The 15,313-nt window shown below is 58.3% G+C and carries 11 protein-coding genes; 6 read left to right on the top strand and 5 right to left on the bottom strand.

Going from position 1 to position 15,313, the window contains the following annotated elements:
- Positions 1–111 precede the first annotated feature (111 nt).
- From AC0B60_RS07735 to AC0B60_RS07715, 5 genes are all read right to left on the bottom strand, one after another.
- Positions 112–930 (bottom strand): enoyl-CoA hydratase/isomerase family protein, encoded by an 819-nt coding sequence (locus tag AC0B60_RS07735; RefSeq protein ID WP_465085167.1) that lies wholly within the window; start codon positions 928–930, stop codon positions 112–114.
- A 172-nt stretch (positions 931–1,102) separates the two neighbouring features.
- Complete coding sequence (locus AC0B60_RS07730) at positions 1,103–2,263, bottom strand: acyl-CoA dehydrogenase family protein (protein WP_465085166.1); 1,161 nt, start codon at positions 2,261–2,263, stop codon at positions 1,103–1,105.
- A 34-nt stretch (positions 2,264–2,297) separates the two neighbouring features.
- Positions 2,298–3,914, bottom strand: coding sequence for an acyl-CoA carboxylase subunit beta (locus AC0B60_RS07725; protein ID WP_465085165.1), 1,617 nt, complete (start codon positions 3,912–3,914; stop codon positions 2,298–2,300).
- Between the two features lie 10 nt (positions 3,915–3,924).
- A complete protein-coding gene (locus tag AC0B60_RS07720; RefSeq protein ID WP_465085164.1) occupies positions 3,925–4,791 on the bottom strand; it encodes an SDR family oxidoreductase in 867 nt (288 codons plus the stop codon).
- A gap of 64 nt (positions 4,792–4,855) precedes the next feature.
- Positions 4,856–6,661: an acyclic terpene utilization AtuA family protein gene (locus tag AC0B60_RS07715; protein WP_465085163.1), complete on the bottom strand. Its 1,806-nt coding sequence runs from the start codon at positions 6,659–6,661 to the stop codon at positions 4,856–4,858.
- Positions 6,662–6,832: 171 nt separating this feature from the next.
- Here AC0B60_RS07715 and AC0B60_RS07710 point away from each other — a divergent pair, with 171 nt between their 5' ends.
- The 6 genes from AC0B60_RS07710 to AC0B60_RS07685 all read left to right on the top strand — a co-directional run bounded on the left by AC0B60_RS07710 (position 6,833) and on the right by AC0B60_RS07685 (position 15,208).
- Positions 6,833–7,450, top strand: a complete 618-nt coding sequence (locus AC0B60_RS07710) for a TetR/AcrR family transcriptional regulator (RefSeq protein WP_465085162.1) — start codon at positions 6,833–6,835, stop codon at positions 7,448–7,450.
- A gap of 260 nt (positions 7,451–7,710) precedes the next feature.
- Positions 7,711–8,772, top strand: coding sequence for a hypothetical protein (locus AC0B60_RS07705; protein ID WP_465085161.1), 1,062 nt, complete (start codon positions 7,711–7,713; stop codon positions 8,770–8,772).
- Between the two features lie 58 nt (positions 8,773–8,830).
- Entirely contained in the window at positions 8,831–9,841 is a 1,011-nt protein-coding gene (locus AC0B60_RS07700; protein ID WP_465085160.1) for a putative solute-binding protein, read from the top strand.
- Positions 9,842–9,857: 16 nt separating this feature from the next.
- Positions 9,858–11,909, top strand: a complete 2,052-nt coding sequence (locus tag AC0B60_RS07695) for a TRAP transporter large permease subunit (RefSeq protein WP_465085159.1) — start codon at positions 9,858–9,860, stop codon at positions 11,907–11,909.
- 171 nt (positions 11,910–12,080) lie between these two features.
- Positions 12,081–14,720 (top strand): S8 family peptidase, encoded by a 2,640-nt coding sequence (locus tag AC0B60_RS07690; protein WP_465085158.1) that lies wholly within the window; start codon positions 12,081–12,083, stop codon positions 14,718–14,720.
- The gene (locus AC0B60_RS07685; protein WP_465085157.1) at positions 14,717–15,208 is read left to right on the top strand and encodes a protease complex subunit PrcB family protein; all 492 of its coding nucleotides are present in this window, start codon (positions 14,717–14,719) and stop codon (positions 15,206–15,208) included. The genes AC0B60_RS07690 and AC0B60_RS07685 overlap by 4 nt, the downstream gene beginning before the upstream one ends.
- Positions 15,209–15,313: the final 105 nt, after the last annotated feature.

Genomic DNA, 15,313 nt, shown 5'->3' with positions numbered 1-15,313 from the left:
TTCCGGGACCGTCAAAAACATGGATGTTTTTGTCGAGCGTACAGGGACGTATTCACCGCGTGTCCCGGAAAGCCGGATCAACCCCACCCCTCCACCAAAGCTTGAAAAACGTCACTCAGAAGCAGCCCAAGAAGCCGGCCGCTTCTGCATAAACGCAAGAGTCCCCTCGGAACCCTCGTCACTGCGAATCGCCTCGGCAAACTTGTCAGCCGCACTGTCCAGAAGCCCGCTCATCGACTCGTGACCAACGCGGTGCAACAACGCCTTGGTCTGGGCCGTCGCACTAGGCGCACACTGCCGAACCCGCTCGACCGCATCGCCCAGCAACTCATCAACCTCAACTTCCGATTCGGCCACCTGATGAACGATCCCCAGCCGACAGGCCTCGCTCGCATCCACTCGCAGCCCCAGCAACGCCAGACGCCGTGCCTGCGTCAGCCCGATACGCTCCACCACAAACGGCGCGATCTGCGCGGGAATTACCCCCAGCGTGGTCTCCGGCATCCCGAACTTTGCCGACGGTCCTGAAATCGCCACATCCGACACACAGGCCAGCCCAAAACCACCGCCCATTACCGCGCCTTCGATAACCGCAATCACCACCTTCGACGACTCATTCACCTGCTGAATCATCTGCCCGAATGCACGGTTCAACCGGTAGAAAGGATCTTCCTCACTCTCGGAAGGCTTTTGCCCCCGGGCACCGGCTATGTCCTTGATATCCCCACCGGCGCAGAAGTGGCCACCGGCTCCTCGAATCACCACGGCACGAATGCTGGCGTCGTTCTCAACCTGACTGAACACCGTCGACAGTTCCGCCACCATCTGCAGGCTCATGGCGTTCCGAACGTCCGGCCGGTTGATGGTGACGTGCAGGGCCGGCCCCTGTTTTTCAAGAAGAAGCGTCTCGCAATGCGGAAACTGGTCCATATTCGACTCCACTACCGTTGTCGGGGGGGCTGGTGTGTGGGTAGATTCGCTTTTCGGGACCGTCAAAAACATGGATGTTTTTGTCGAGTGTACAGGGACGTATTCACAGCGTGTCCCGAAAAGCGAATCTACCCATACATCAGCCCTTTCTCCCAAATAGAAAACTCAGAACTTAGTCGCGTTGCTTGCCCGGGAGAGTCCCCATCATCTTGCAGATAATTCCTAACATGATTTCATCGGCACCGCCGCCAATCGACACCAGCCGCACATCCCGGAACGCGCGGGAAAGCGGGTTCTCCCACATGTAACCATTGCCACCCCAGTACTGCAGGCAACTGTCCGTCACCTCACGCCCAAGCCGGCCCGCCTTCAGCTTGGCCATCGACGCCAGCTTGGTCACATCCTTGCCTTCAACATGCAGCTCACAGGCCTGATAGGTCAGGGCACGCAGAGCCTCTACCTCGGTTTGCAGCTCCGCCAGACGGAAATGAATCACCTGGTTGTTGATCAACGGCTGCCCGAAGGTCTTGCGCTCGCGGCAGTACTCAATGGTTTTGTTGATGCAGAGTTCCAGCGCCTTGATCACGTTGGCCGCGCCCCACATCCGTTCCTCCTGAAACTGCAACATCTGCATCATGAACCCGGTGCCTTCCGCACCGATGCGATAACGCTGCGGTACTCGCACATCGTCAAAGAAAATCTGAGCGGTCTCGGAAGAGCGCATGCCGAGCTTGTTCAGGTGTGGGCTAAAGGAGATGCCGGGCGTGTTCATCGGCACCACGATCAGTGACTTGTTCTTGTGGGGCTTATCGTCGGAGGTGTTGGCCAGCAGGCAGATAAAGTCGGCCTTGGGGCTGTTGGTGATCCACATCTTGGAGCCGTTGATGACGTAGTCATCGCCGTCCTGTTTTGCGGTAGTCTTCATTCCCGCCACATCGGAACCGGCGGCGACTTCGCTGACACCGATACAGCCCACCATATCGCCGGCAATGGCCGGGGCCAGAAATGAGCGTTTCAGTTCGTCAGAGCCAAAGCGTGAAATGGCAGGGGTGCACATATCAGTCTGCACACCTATTGCCAGCGGCACGCCACCACAGTGGGCGGTGCCCAGTTCTTCTGCCGCCACCAGGTTGTAGCTGTAGTCCAGCCCCATGCCGCCGTACTCTTCTGGTTTCTGGATGCCAAGCACCCCCAGGTTGCCGAGTTTCTTGAAGATGTCGTGAATGGGAAATTCACCGGCTTCTTCCCATTCATCGCAGTGAGGATTGATTTCCTTCTCCACGAAATCGCGGACGGTTTTTCTGAGGGCTTCGTGTTCAGCTGTGAATTTCACGTTTTTGTTCTCCTGATTGATTGTTAGTCCGTGCCTACAGGCGGGCCACACCAAACGAATTAGGCCGCAGATGCCTGGCCTCGGCCTCGCGGCAGACCGAAAGCACCAACGCCAGAACACGCCGGGTATCCCGAGGATCTATCAGCCCGTCGTCCCACAATCGAGCCGTACCGAACAGAGCCGTAGAGCCGTCTTCCAGTTTCTTGGCCGTGGCCTGCTCCAGGAAATCCAGCGTTTTTGGGTCCGGCTCCATACCGCCCCGGCGCTGTTTGTCCTCGGCCACAATGCGCATCACCTTGCCCGCCTGCGCCGGGCCCATGACCGCCGTGCGGCTGTTCGGCCACGCGAAAATGAAGTGGGGGTCCAGGCCGCGGCCACACATGGCGTAGTTACCTGCACCATAGGAACCGCCGATCACAATGGCGACCTTCGGCACCCGACAGTTCGCCACCGCCTGTATCATCTTTGACCCGTGTTTAATGATGCCATTCTGTTCCGAATGGGTGCCCACCATGAAACCCGTGGTGTTATGCAGGAACAGCAACGGCGTGCCGGCCTGATCGCAGAGCTGGATAAACTGCGCCGCTTTGGTAGCGCCGGCAGGCGTGATCGGGCCGTTGTTGCCTATGATGCCCACCGAATGTCCCTCAATGCGGATGGTGCCGCACACCGTCTGGTCGTCGTAGCCGTTCTTGAAATCCATGAACGTTGAACCGTCGGCAATGCGGGCCAGGATTTCGCGCACGTCATAGGGTTTCTTGGCATCGCTGGGAATCACGCCCAGCAATTCTTCAGCAGGATAAAGCGGCTCTTTCCACTCCGGCTGCTGCGATGGGGGCAACTGTTCGTTCCAAGGCAGGGCGTCGAGCACATTGCGGGCGTGACGAATGCCGTCGGCGTCGTCTTCGGCCAGGTATTCCGCCGTGCCGGCCATTTCTGCGTGCATCTGCGCACCGCCGAGTTCCTCGTCGGTAGCTACTTCGCCGGTGGCGGCTTTCAGCAGGGGAGGGCCGGCCAGGAACATTTTGGCCTGTTCCCGCACCACAATCACGTAATCCGACAGCCCCGGCTGATAGGCGCCGCCGGCGGTCGCATTGCCATGAACCACCGTTACCTGCGGAATGCCAGCGGCGGACATGCGTGCCTGGTTGGCGAAACCGCGCGCGCCCAACACGAAAATGTCCGTGGCGTAGTTCAGGTTGGCGCCGCCACTTTCCGACAGCGAGACGACCGGCAGCTTGTTCTCCATGGCGATCTGCTGCAGCCGCAACGTTTTATCAAGCCCCGCCGGCGTGATGGTGCCGCCCTTGATGGCGCTGTTGCTGGCCACCACCAGACAGCGGATGCCGCTCACCGTGCCAATGCCGGCAATGATACCGCCACCGGACAGGCTGCCGTCCTTGTCGTCGTGCATCTTGTAGCCGGCGAGTGAACACAGCTCCAGGAACGGCGTGCCACGATCCAGCAGGCGATTGATGCGGTCACGGGGTAACAGCTTCCCGCGTTTGGTGAACTTCTCCCGCGCCGACTCCGCAAGATCCAGCACCTTCTGCTCCACATCCCGGAAGGTGGCAATGTGTGCTTCCATCACCTCCGCGTTCGCGCGAAAGTCATCCGACTGGGGATTAACGGTGGACTCCAATACCTGCATCGAATTCTCCTCAGTCGTCGCTCAACACTTTTGGCGTGACGGCCCGGTGGAAACCGTTAAAAGGCTCGTTGTTCTTCGCCTTCTGGAACGGCCAAACCCGGCCACCCTGAGACGCCGCCCCGTCAATCCGCAGGCAATCCCCACTGATAAACGCCGACGCCGGGCTCAACAGGAAACAAATCGCTGCACTGACCTCGGACTCCGTCCCCATTCGCTTAAGAGGCACGTTATCCCCGAGGCTACGAATCCACTGCTTCATATGTTCGGGATAGTTATCCATCCCACTGGAGGCAATCCAGCCCGGTGCCACAGCGTTCACCCGAACCCCGGAGCAACCCCACTCAACCGCAGCGGTCTGGGTAAAATTCACCATCCCCGCTCGTGCAGCGCCGGAATGCCCCATGCCGGGCATTCCGCCCCACATGTCCGCGACAATGTTCACGATGGCGCCACCGGTTTTCGACAAGGTTTGATTGTAGGCTTCACGGGCAATCAGAAAGCCGCCGGTGAGATTGGTGCGAACCACCGTTTCCCAACCTTTCTGGTTGATGTTCGCCAACGGCGACGGAAACTGACCCCCGGCGTTATTCACTACCCCGTTCAACCCGCCATGTTCTTCAATGATGGCCTTGACGGTCGCCTTCACTGACTCTTCCTCACGGATGTCGCACACGTGAGTGGAAGCGATACCACCGTCCTCGGTAATCTCTGCCTTCACCGCCTCAACCTTCTCAGCCTTTCGCCCAACGAGCGCAACCCGGGCCCCAAGCGCGGCGAGTTCATGAGCGGTACAACGCCCGATTCCGGAACCACCCCCGGTAACGATAAAAACCTGACCCCGAAAGAGGTTCGGGTGAAAAACAGACTGATAGCTCATAACAAGAGGACCTTTTCAAATGTTCGGGCGCTCTGCCCACCAGAGTGCATGCACCAATGTAAAATCAATCAAGCAGTTCAGCACGAACCGGCACAGGAAACTCCAGCAATTGCTGGGCAAACGCCTTCCCCTGCGGATCAATCCGCAAGCTGGCAACGCCCCCGCCACCAAGACTGTGCTCCAACAGGAAATTAAAGGCCTGAAATCCCGGCAGCGCCCAACGGGTCACCCGACCATGCTCCGGATGCAGCGTATGGGCCATCCATTCCGCCACCGCCAACTCAGTTAGCGCAGCCTCAATAAACGGTACAAACTCCGACTTGCGGGCAATCACCCCGATATTGGTGTGATCCCCCTTGTCACCGCTGCGTGCCCAGGCCAGCTGGATCAACGGCACCGTGGTATCCGTGGCAGGCGATGCTGAACTGACAGGCTGCTCAATAAGCTGGCCTGGCTCGAAACCGCCGTCAGTGGCGACATCCACCATCTGCTGGTTGCCATTAAGATCCACAGCAACCGATACCTCGGATTTATGAACCAGGCACGAATACAAACGAATCTTCGGCCACACTGTTGGCCGCCCACCCACAATACCTGTAATCCCAGGCGCCATCCCCGTGGCCGCCTGGGCGATTTCCCGGGAAAACAGCACCAACGCTTCCTTCTTGAGATGGGCCGTGCTGATCTTCACCACCACCTCCCGACAGTCTCCCATGCGTCCTCGGGGACCGTAAGTGGCCTCTGTGCCCAGTAGTTCGATGCTGGTTTCCGTGTAGTCCGGCAACCCCCGCTCACTGAACATCCGGGAGGTTTTGGCCAGGATCGCCTCGGCGACTGTCTGGGCCTTGGCCTTCGCATCCATGCCCGCCAACAGGAAGGTTACCGTGCACTTGAAACCGTCCGGCCAGGTGCCGGACACCTTGTAGGTGTCCGTGGGGGGAAGCCCTATGGCGCCAGAAACCCGAACCTCGTCCGTTGCTACTTCCTCAAGGGAGACCCCGGTAAAATCACAGGTCACATCCGGCAGCAGGTAAGCCCTCGGGTCACCGATTTCATAGACCAACTGTTCCGCCACCGTGCCCCGGGACACTTTGCCCCCGGTACCTTGCGGCTTGGTCATGATGAAATCCCCGGTGGCAGAGACTTCTGCAATCGGAAAGCCCATATCGACATAACCCTCGGCTACGTCTTCCCAGTCCGTAAAGTTGCCGCCGGTGGACTGTGCCCCGCATTCCAACAGGTGCCCGGCCAGGCTGCCCTGGGCAAGCCGGTCGTAATCGCTCCAGCTCCAGCCGAATTCATGCACCAGAGGCGCCAGCACCAGGGCGCTGTCGGCGACCCGGCCGGTTATGACAATGTCCGCACCCTGTTCCAGTGCTGCGACCAATCCCGGAGCGCCCAGATAGGCGTTCAGGCTGACCAGCATCGGTGGCATTGACTGTCTGGTGGTCATCTCGGATATGCCGGCATCGGCCAGTTGCTTCTTTTTCGGTAAAAGGTCATCACCCAGCACCAGGGCGACCTTCATATCAACGCCCGCTTTTTCGCACAGCGCCTGCAGAGCATCGCGGCAGGCGACGGGATTGACCCCGCCGGCGTTTGCCAACACCCGGATGCCGTTCTGTTTAATGTCACCAAGCAAGGGCCCCACCACCGTTTGCACGAAGTCGCGGGCGTAACCCTGGCTTGGGTCCTTCATCTTCTGCCCCGCCATGATGGACATGGTGATTTCTGCCAGGTAGTCCGCCACCAGATAATCAATATCGCCCTTGCGGACCAACTGGGCGGCGGCCGTTTCTGTGTCGCCCCAGAAGGCGGCGGAGCAGCCAATGCGGACGGTTTTTGGTCTGGAGATGTTGGAGTCTGGCATGTCTTCACCTTAGTTAACGGGGCCGCAAAGCGCTTCCAAAGACCCTTGGTGGACCGCTGCTAGCGGAGATTGTCCATCATGCAACCGAAGATACCAAGCAAGCGCTTGGTTTGTAAACAGGCAAATTCGGGATAGAATGGGTGCTCTTCTGTTCCCTGGCTGGAAAACACTGTGAATCAAGACTCTATCCTGCGCTCACTGATTGCCGACAACCTGGTTTCCGACCCCACCGGAGCCCGTGGCCGGCTTCTCCACGAGGCCGCAAAGTTGTTTCGCGACAAGGGTTATGAGCGGACTACCGTCAGAGATCTTGCCGCCGCCGTTGGCATTCAGTCCGGTAGCCTGTTCCACCACTTCCGCACCAAGGAAGAAATCCTCAAGGCCGTAATGGTCGAGACCATTCGTCTCAACACGGCCCTGATGCGGGCTGCGGTGGATGCGGCTGACACCCATCGTGACAAGTTGCAGGCGCTGATTCGGGCGGAGCTGGAGTCCATCAACGGGCAGACGGGTGAGGCCATGGCTGTGCTGGTTTTCGAGTGGCGTAGCCTTTCCGACGAGTCCCAGGCAGACGTGCTTGAGCTCCGGGATATCTATGAGCAGTTATGGTTGGATGTGCTGGAAACCTTGTGTCGGGACGGCGTGCTGACGGCGGACCCCTTTGTGGTGCGCCGCATGCTCACCGGCGCCCTGAGTTGGACAGTGACCTGGTACCGGCCCGACGGCGGCCTGACCCTGGATGATTTGACGGCGCAGGTGGTTGCAATGATGGGTTTAATGACGCCCTGAACCGGATAGCCTGGCTTTAAATACCGGTGGTGGTACGGATGTCTCAATTTTAATTATTTACAAAACTGCTTGTTTTTAAACGATTAAAAAGTCGTTTTCTCCCGTCCATGTGGGCCATTGGCCTGATCGGCATGACCAAATCGGCAATCCAGCCATTTTTGTCTGACAAGATTCAACGCATTCTTGCCCTCGTCAAAGATGAACGGGAAAGTGATTGCGATCACCCCCGACCTATAAAAACAATGTAAACAGGACGAACTATGAACTCCTCACTGGTGAATTCCTTTGGGCATGCCCTCAACGTTCGCAGCCGTTACCTGCTTCTTCTCGTGGTGACGTTTCTGGCCGGTTGCTCGGCTAACCCCATCTACACCACAACGGGTGTGGTGCTCTCCAATTACTCTGAGGGAGAAGCAACCCCCTATGTCATGCAGATGTCCGATCCCCAGATGGCCTGTGCGTTGGGCGAAGGCGTTGACCCACTGCTGTACTCCTTCTCACGTGTAACGGACGCACCTGAAAGCACCGGTTCCCTGTTGATGTTGCTGGCCGCGAATTGCTCTGAATACAAGGCGTGGGAGGCGGAACTCGAATACCTGCGCGCTGTTTTCGCCAGTGACGTACCCGCCGCAAAAGACGCGCGGGAGAAGGCAAAGCGACTGAATGCCCGAACTGCCAAGCGGCGTTATGTCGCCTATCAGCGAGCCATGGCGGCTTATGACTTCGATCCTGCCGCCAAGGAATTCGAATGTCCGTTTTTGTTCGACGATCAGGAGGAGCTCACCTTCCTGCTGGGCTTACTGACTGGCATGCAGGCCATTGTGAACGACGCCAACTCAGGCGCCATGGCAGGGGTTCCCCGCAATATTGCTCCACGGGCGGAACGTGCCGCCGAATGCCTGGATAACGAGAAATGGGGCGGTTTGCCGAATGCCATCCGTGCCATGGTCTGGCTGCTGTTGCCGGACACTCGTCCAAGCTTGTCGGCGGACCCCTGGGTAGTGCTTGAAGACAGTTCCCGCCTGGGCGTTGAGGCAGGTATTCGTGCGTCCATGGCCCTTGAGGCGGTGGCTGCCGAGACCTTTGGTCGCCCCGAAGTGCTCAAAGATGTCATTGCACGATTTGCCGAGGCGGATGGCACGATCCAGGTCTGGGACGAATATCGTCTGGTGGACGAAATTGCCCAAGATGTTATCCAGTTTTCCTCAGACAAGCACTGGACCGCCAATTATGGCTACCGCACGCCTCGCACCTACTTTGGCAGGCTGAGCCCCGAACGTATGGAAGAGCCTGAGACCATGGATCTGGACGGCCTGCTATAAGCAGGCCTCTGACTCATTGTAACAACCTACAAACACAAGAAAGACCCGGAGGTCATTCATGATCCGCAAATCCCTTGCTGCCCTGTCGTTTGCCGCTGTTGCCCCTATGGCAGCCGCTCAGTCCGTGACCATGTGCGTGTTCGATGTGATCGGCGCCAACGGTGACATGTACAACATGGTGAAAGACTACGCTCTGGAAATGAAAGCCCATGGGGTTGATTTTGAATTGCGCCCCTATACCGATGAAGGGGTCGCTGTAGGCGACTTCAATTCCGGACAATGTGACGCCGTCGCTGCTACGGATCTCCGAACGCGCCCGTTCAACCGCTTTACCGGCAGTATAAGCGCTGTTGGAGCGCTCCCGACCTATGACGACCTGAAAACAACCCTTGCCACCCTTGCGCAAGCCAAGGCAGCGCCACTGATGAAGCAAGGGGATTATGAGGTTCTGGGTATTGTGCCGGCGGGCGCAGGGTATCTGTTCGTCAACGACCGCAGCATTGATACCGCCGGCGAGTTGGCGGGCAAGCGCATGGCCACGCTGGACTACCAGAAGGATGCCATCCATATGGTCAACCATGTGAAAGCGACCGTTGTACCCTCCGACATCACCAACTTTGCTGGCAAGTTCAACAATGGCTCGGTGGATACCGCATACGCACCGGCGTTTGCCTACGAGGCACTCGAACTCTACAAGGGTTTAGGTGAGGACGGCGGCATCGTCGATTATCCCCTCGCACAACTGACCATCCAGGTTATTGCCCGAGACGACGTGCTCGACGACGACACGGCCCAGCAGTCCCGTGAGGTCGCCTGGGGTATGTATGGCCAGGCCATGGACCTGATCAAGCGGCAGGAGTCCGCCATACCGGAAGAGAAATGGATTCGTATTCCCGACGGCGACATTGAGGGTTACCAGGAGATGTTCCGGGAAAATCGCCTGCAGCTTCGGGATGGAACCGACGGCGCCAATAAGGTCTATCACCCGAAGATGATGAGCCTGCTCAGCAAAATCCGTTGCTCGAGCAATCCCGGTGCCTCCGAGTGCACAGCGCCTGACCGCGAATAATAAAGGCAGATCCTCCATGAACTGGCGAGCATTATCAGCGGCAGGCCCGAAAACGCTGTACCCCGTGCACCGACTGCACGGGGTTATTCTCCTGCTGCTCCTTATCTTTACGCTTCTTCTGGGTATGGGCAACTCACTCCACTCGCGCATGCTGTGGGTGGGAGAGCAGACCTGGCCGAACTACTACCTGCTGGACCCTGATGCCACGGAGCCGACCTGCACGCTGTCCATGGATGTGGACGCCGAGGTCAGGAAGCGTGTCGAGGCCTACGAGCCAGATCCGGACGACCTTTTCAGCTCGCCGCCGGACTCGGATGCAATCCGCAAATCCCTGGAAAAAAATCTGGCACTGTGTCAGCAGAAACATCGCCTTTATGAAGAAAACCAGAACCACGCCACCCAGGCACTGGCTGTTTACAAGGCGGTTGAGCAGGGCTTTGCGGATTTCCTGCTGGACAATATCGAGCTCACCAAGTTCCTGTTTATCGCCATGTTTGCCATGGCCGCGGCGATTTCAGCTTTTGATGCCGATCACATTGCCCTGCGATTGCCCCGCAACCGATCGGAGTGGCGGCTGAGCCAGGGAATGCAACTGGTGGTCAACGGCCTGATGGTGTATTCCCTGTTCTCCTACGTGGGCAGACTGTCCACTTCGCCGGGCTCGGAAGATACCTCGTTGCTGCAATACGCCTGGGCGGCTGTGTTCGGGCTGTTCATGATGATCAATCTGGTGCGATTCCTGGCTGTGCCAGCGAAGATGAGGCCTGGCTCACTGGCCGCTTCCTCCGGCCTGGTATTGCCGTTGTATTGCGCGATGGGCCTGATCGCCATGAGCTATTTTTTCTTCGTGGATGGATACTCCTCGGGCCTGGCCATCTATTTCGGCATGATGACGAATCTGTCGTCGATGTTTATCAATATCGGGCTCTACGTGCTTGTGGGCATGGCGTTGAAGCAGACCCGCATTCCGGACCTGCTGTTGAACGTCATCAAACCCTATCACCTGCCTGCGCCCATGTTGGCTTCGGTGATGATATTCGCAACCGCTTTCCCCACGGCATTCACCGGCGCCTCGGGTATTTTCATTCTGGCCGTGGGTGGCGTTGTCTACGACGAGATGCGTAAGAGCGGGGCGGGGCGACAGCTATCGTTGGCCACGACAGCCATGTCTGGCAGCTTGGGTGTAGTTCTGAATCCCTGCTTGCTTATTGTGGTCGTGGCGGCACTGAACAAGGAAGTGACCACCTCCGAGATGTACGGTTGGGGGTTCTGGGTGTTTATTATGTCGGCCACCCTGTTCTCTGTGGTTGTCTGCAAAACCCAGGGCAACTGGAAGCCCCGCCCGACACCGGGTGCGTTCAGGAAATCGCTGGGGCAGCTTCGCCCCCTCGCGCCTTATGCCGCAGTCACTACTGCGGTCATCCTGGCCATCTGGGTCATTCTCGGCTTGGGATTCAACGAATACAGCGCGCCGATGATCCTGCCACTGGTGATGCTGGCGTTGGTCTATCTCGACTCCGGCAAAGATCCCAGCGAACAGGGCCGATCCCGGGTGCGCGCTTTTTGTATGCGTACAACGGCGGCCGCCAGTGACTCGGCTGTACACATTGGTGCACTGCTGGCGCTGATCGGGTTTTCCATCTGCCTGGGTGGCATTCTGGAGCGTTCCGATGTGGTGCACGCATTGTTCCCGGAAAACCTGACCAGCCCCTGGATCGCCATGTTGGTGATCGTGGTGATGCTTACGGTTATCGGTATGGTGATGGATCCCTTTGGCGCGGTTATCCTGGTGTCAGCCACGATTGCTCAGCCGGCCATCCAGTTGGGCATCGACCCGCTGCACTTCTGGATCGTGTGCCTGGTGGCGTTTGAGTTGGGTTACCTGAGCCCGCCGGTGGCACTGAATCACCTGCTGACACGACAGGTGGTGGGTGAGACCGAGGTGCTGGCGGCAGAACGCACGGGTTCGTTCTGGCATCGCTATGAGAGGTTGTTGTTGCCGCTGGTGGTGATGGGGCCGACATTGCTTACCGCGGCTTTCGTGCCCCTGTTTTTCTACGCACTATAGAGCCTCGAAGTCACCAACACGAAACCGCCTGCGGGGTAACCTGCAGGCGGTTTTTTGCATCTGATTGCGGGTTTGGAACGTAATCGGTTCCATAGACGTTTAATGAATACCATACTAAAAGCGTATGGCGTCGTTCTCGCATTTCAAAGTTGTCGTCCTCGTGAGCTCATTATGATTCGGATTGTCCCTGTCACTGCTGGTTTGATGTCGTTTACATTGCTGTTCACGGGCTGCGGCGGCGGAGGATCCGGTGGTGGCGGTGAAACGCAACCCGATTTGGGTGGGGTGGTTGAGATCGAGAGTGGTACACGGGTGGACTCCGATACCGCAGATGATCGTCGTGTTGACCTCGCCACTGCCAATGACACGGCCGTGTCTGCCCAGACCCTGCCACCGGACGCAACGGTGGGCGGTTACCTGAGTTCTGGCTCCGATACCTATGGAAATTTTTTCCAATACTTTGAAGATGCCGTTGATGTCTACGCCGTAGACCTGTCGCCTGGAGATCGCGTCGCTTTTCAGGTATTCAGTTCTCCCGAGGATCTCCTGCCCGCTGGCGCAGCGGCGCCGGAGCGTTCTCTTCGGATACTGAAGCAGCAGGCGGGAACCGTTGTGGAAGTGGCGTCTCAGTCTGCTTCGGGTGACCTGCAGCCGTTGGTCGAGGTGCTCGACGACACTTTCGAGCCCGGCTCTTACCTGGTGGAAGTCAGTACCACCAACGGCATTCCGTTTCGATACGTGTTGTCGCTGGCGGGTGAGGCGTCAGCCAGCGTGATGAACACAAGCTACTCAACCCCGCCATTCATGATTGATGAAGCCATAGTCACCCTCGCGCCAGCCACGGGGAATCAGCCAGTGGTTGCCTCCATGGCAACGTCACAGCGTAGGGAGCTGGGGCAAGGTGCCTGGCTGTTGCGCCGTGATCGGCCACGAAACCTGGCAGCCATGTCGTCCGGCCAGCGAGAAAGTGCGCGTCAGGAAACCCTGGACTGGGTCAGGGAGATCCAGCAACAGCCCGGTGTGACATCGGCGGAGCCGAACTATCTCTATTCCTCCCAGCAAGTGTCTCCGGACAATGATCCACTCTACAGTCGCCAATGGAGCCTGCCGCTGATTCAAACGCCGTTGGCCTGGCAGGCCGCACCGAATGCGGGGGCTGATATTGGTATCGCGGTGATGGATACCGGCGTATTCCGATCGCCACCGACGGCGGCTGGCGACTGGCACCCTGACTTGAGCGCCAACGTGCAATTGATTCCAGGACAGATTATGGATTACGTATCAGGCGACCTGGATATTGATCACGAGGATAGTGGCCAACGAGACACAAACCCGGCTGACCCAGGCGACGGCAAGGCCCAGAGCAGTAATTTTCATGGGACTCATGTGGCAGGAATTGCCGCTGCAGTCGATAACACTCTGGGTGTCGTCGGCGTTTCGCCGGGGGCCACTATCTACCCGATACGGGTGCTTGGGCGTGACGGTGTAGGGTCATCCGCAGACCTGATCGAGGCTTTGAATTGGGCCGCCGGTCGGAATGAAATAGATGTGATTAATCTCAGCCTCGGCGGCCTTGGCCCAAGTAGCGCGCTGAAGCAGGCGATTGACGCCGCCTGGAATGGTGGCAACGGCAAACTGATTGTTGCCGCTGCTGGCAACCAGGGTACGGACGAGCCGACATACCCGGCTGCCTACCCCAACGTCATCGGAGTAGGGGCCGTAGACGGCGGAAGTGTGCGTGCTTCCTATTCCAACGTTGGCCAGTCCGTCGACGTGGTTGCTCCGGGTGGCGATGCAAGCCGGGATGCCAATCAGGACGGTACGGCCGATGTCATTGTCAGTGCCTGGGGGCGTGACGATACGGGTACCTTTGAGCCTGGATACGCTGGCCTTCAGGGAACCTCAATGGCTGCACCCCATGTGGCGGGCGTCTACGCCCTGATGAAGGCGGAAGCGCCTACCCTTACTCCTGCCGGATTCCAGAGTTTCTTGGTAAACGGTGATCTTACGGATGATGTGGGGCCTGCGTTTGAATACGGGGCGGGGCAGATCAACGCGCTGGCAGCGATGGATGCGGCGCTGGACGGTAACTTCCCGACCACCCTTAGCTCATCGCCCACGGCTATACAGTTCAATGCTGCGGTGCTCAGCGAACAGCTGGTATTTTCGACCTACCCTGAAGGGGAGAGTGTCACCATCACAGACGTGGACTCAGGTGCGCCATGGCTTGAGGTGAGTGAACCCAGCGATGAGCTACCACTGTCCCTGACGGTGACAGCAGACCCAACGGAATTGGAAGGTGATGGGCGCTACATGGCAGAGCTGGTAATTACCTATCAAGCTGACGGCGCTGCTGCGGCAACGCTGACAATTCCGGTGTCACTCCGCCTGGGCAGCTCGACGGATGAACGGAATGCAGGTCGGCACTATGTATTGCTGGTCAGTGCTGACGAGGAGCGCGATACCCTTGAACAGGCCGTCGTCTCAGCCTCGCAGGGCCGGTACGAATTTGCGTTCGACCAGGTTGAGGCTGGCGAATACTTCCTGGTTGCCGGCAGCGACATGGACAACAACGGACTGATTTGTGAGAACGGTGAGGCCTGTGCCGAATATCCGGTCAATGGGTTACCTGAAAAAATCGTTATTGGAGAAGAACCGTTAGGCGGGGTAAGGTTGAGTACCAGCTTTCGTCGGCCCACGATTACTACGCTCGGCCTGCCAAGAGTCGGTTTTGGGGGGTATCGCCTGAAATCAGGTCCGAAATCTGAAGCTGGTGGTGAGCCGATCCGCAATGTGGAGAGTACCCGTTGACCTATCGTTTTACGCTGCTAACGCTGTTTGTACTTGTCGTCAGCCTGATTGCGGGCTGTGCGATCAATCGTTCGGCAACGGCCGATGGTGCGCCCCTGGCGAGACAGGTTACTGAGTCCGATCACTGCGGGCTCACGGCGCCGGGACTGGTGTACGTCTCCAACGCCGGAGAACTGGATAAGCTCGCCCAATTGCCCGCCGGAAACCTGGCTCTGAGTATGCTTCGCGACATCGATTTCACGGAGGAGCACCTCGTGCTAGTGGGCATGGGGCGGAAAACTACAGGCGGCTACGGCCTGACACTGCAGTCGTCCGAGATCGTCGAGGATGTTCTGGAATTGACGGTCAAGGTGAGGCGGCCAGCGGCAGACGCCATGGTGACCCAGGCGCTCACCACTCCCTGTGCGGTTATCGCCATCAGCCCCGAAGAGTGGGAGCAGTTGCGGGTGTCCGGCGAGGGCCTCGGGCGTTTCTCGCGAGAGCGTTAAGCGCGCCGGGGTCGTGCTGGTCCACACCCGCACAAAACAACCGTTGATCTTTCCCTGCGAATCCCTAAGCTATGGGCCAGCTTTATAACAAACCCGTGGAGTCGC

The organism is Marinobacter sp. V34, assembly GCF_055524115.1.
This window is presented reverse-complemented; position numbering and strand designations above follow the sequence as displayed.

Bases quoted from the DNA above. Each gene is read 5' to 3' on its own strand.
- AC0B60_RS07735 (WP_465085167.1), bottom strand. From the start codon at position 930: ATGGACCAGTTTCCGCATTGCGAGACGCTTCTTCTTGAAAAACAGGGG.
- AC0B60_RS07725 (WP_465085165.1), bottom strand. From the start codon at position 3,914: ATGCAGGTATTGGAGTCCACCGTTAATCCCCAGTCGGATGACTTTCGC.
- AC0B60_RS07720 (WP_465085164.1), bottom strand. From the start codon at position 4,791: ATGAGCTATCAGTCTGTTTTTCACCCGAACCTCTTTCGGGGTCAGGTT.
- AC0B60_RS07715 (WP_465085163.1), bottom strand. From the start codon at position 6,661: ATGCCAGACTCCAACATCTCCAGACCAAAAACCGTCCGCATTGGCTGC.
- AC0B60_RS07705 (WP_465085161.1), top strand. From the start codon at position 7,711: ATGAACTCCTCACTGGTGAATTCCTTTGGGCATGCCCTCAACGTTCGC.
- AC0B60_RS07700 (WP_465085160.1), top strand. From the start codon at position 8,831: ATGATCCGCAAATCCCTTGCTGCCCTGTCGTTTGCCGCTGTTGCCCCT.
- AC0B60_RS07695 (WP_465085159.1), top strand. From the start codon at position 9,858: ATGAACTGGCGAGCATTATCAGCGGCAGGCCCGAAAACGCTGTACCCC.
- AC0B60_RS07690 (WP_465085158.1), top strand. From the start codon at position 12,081: ATGATTCGGATTGTCCCTGTCACTGCTGGTTTGATGTCGTTTACATTG.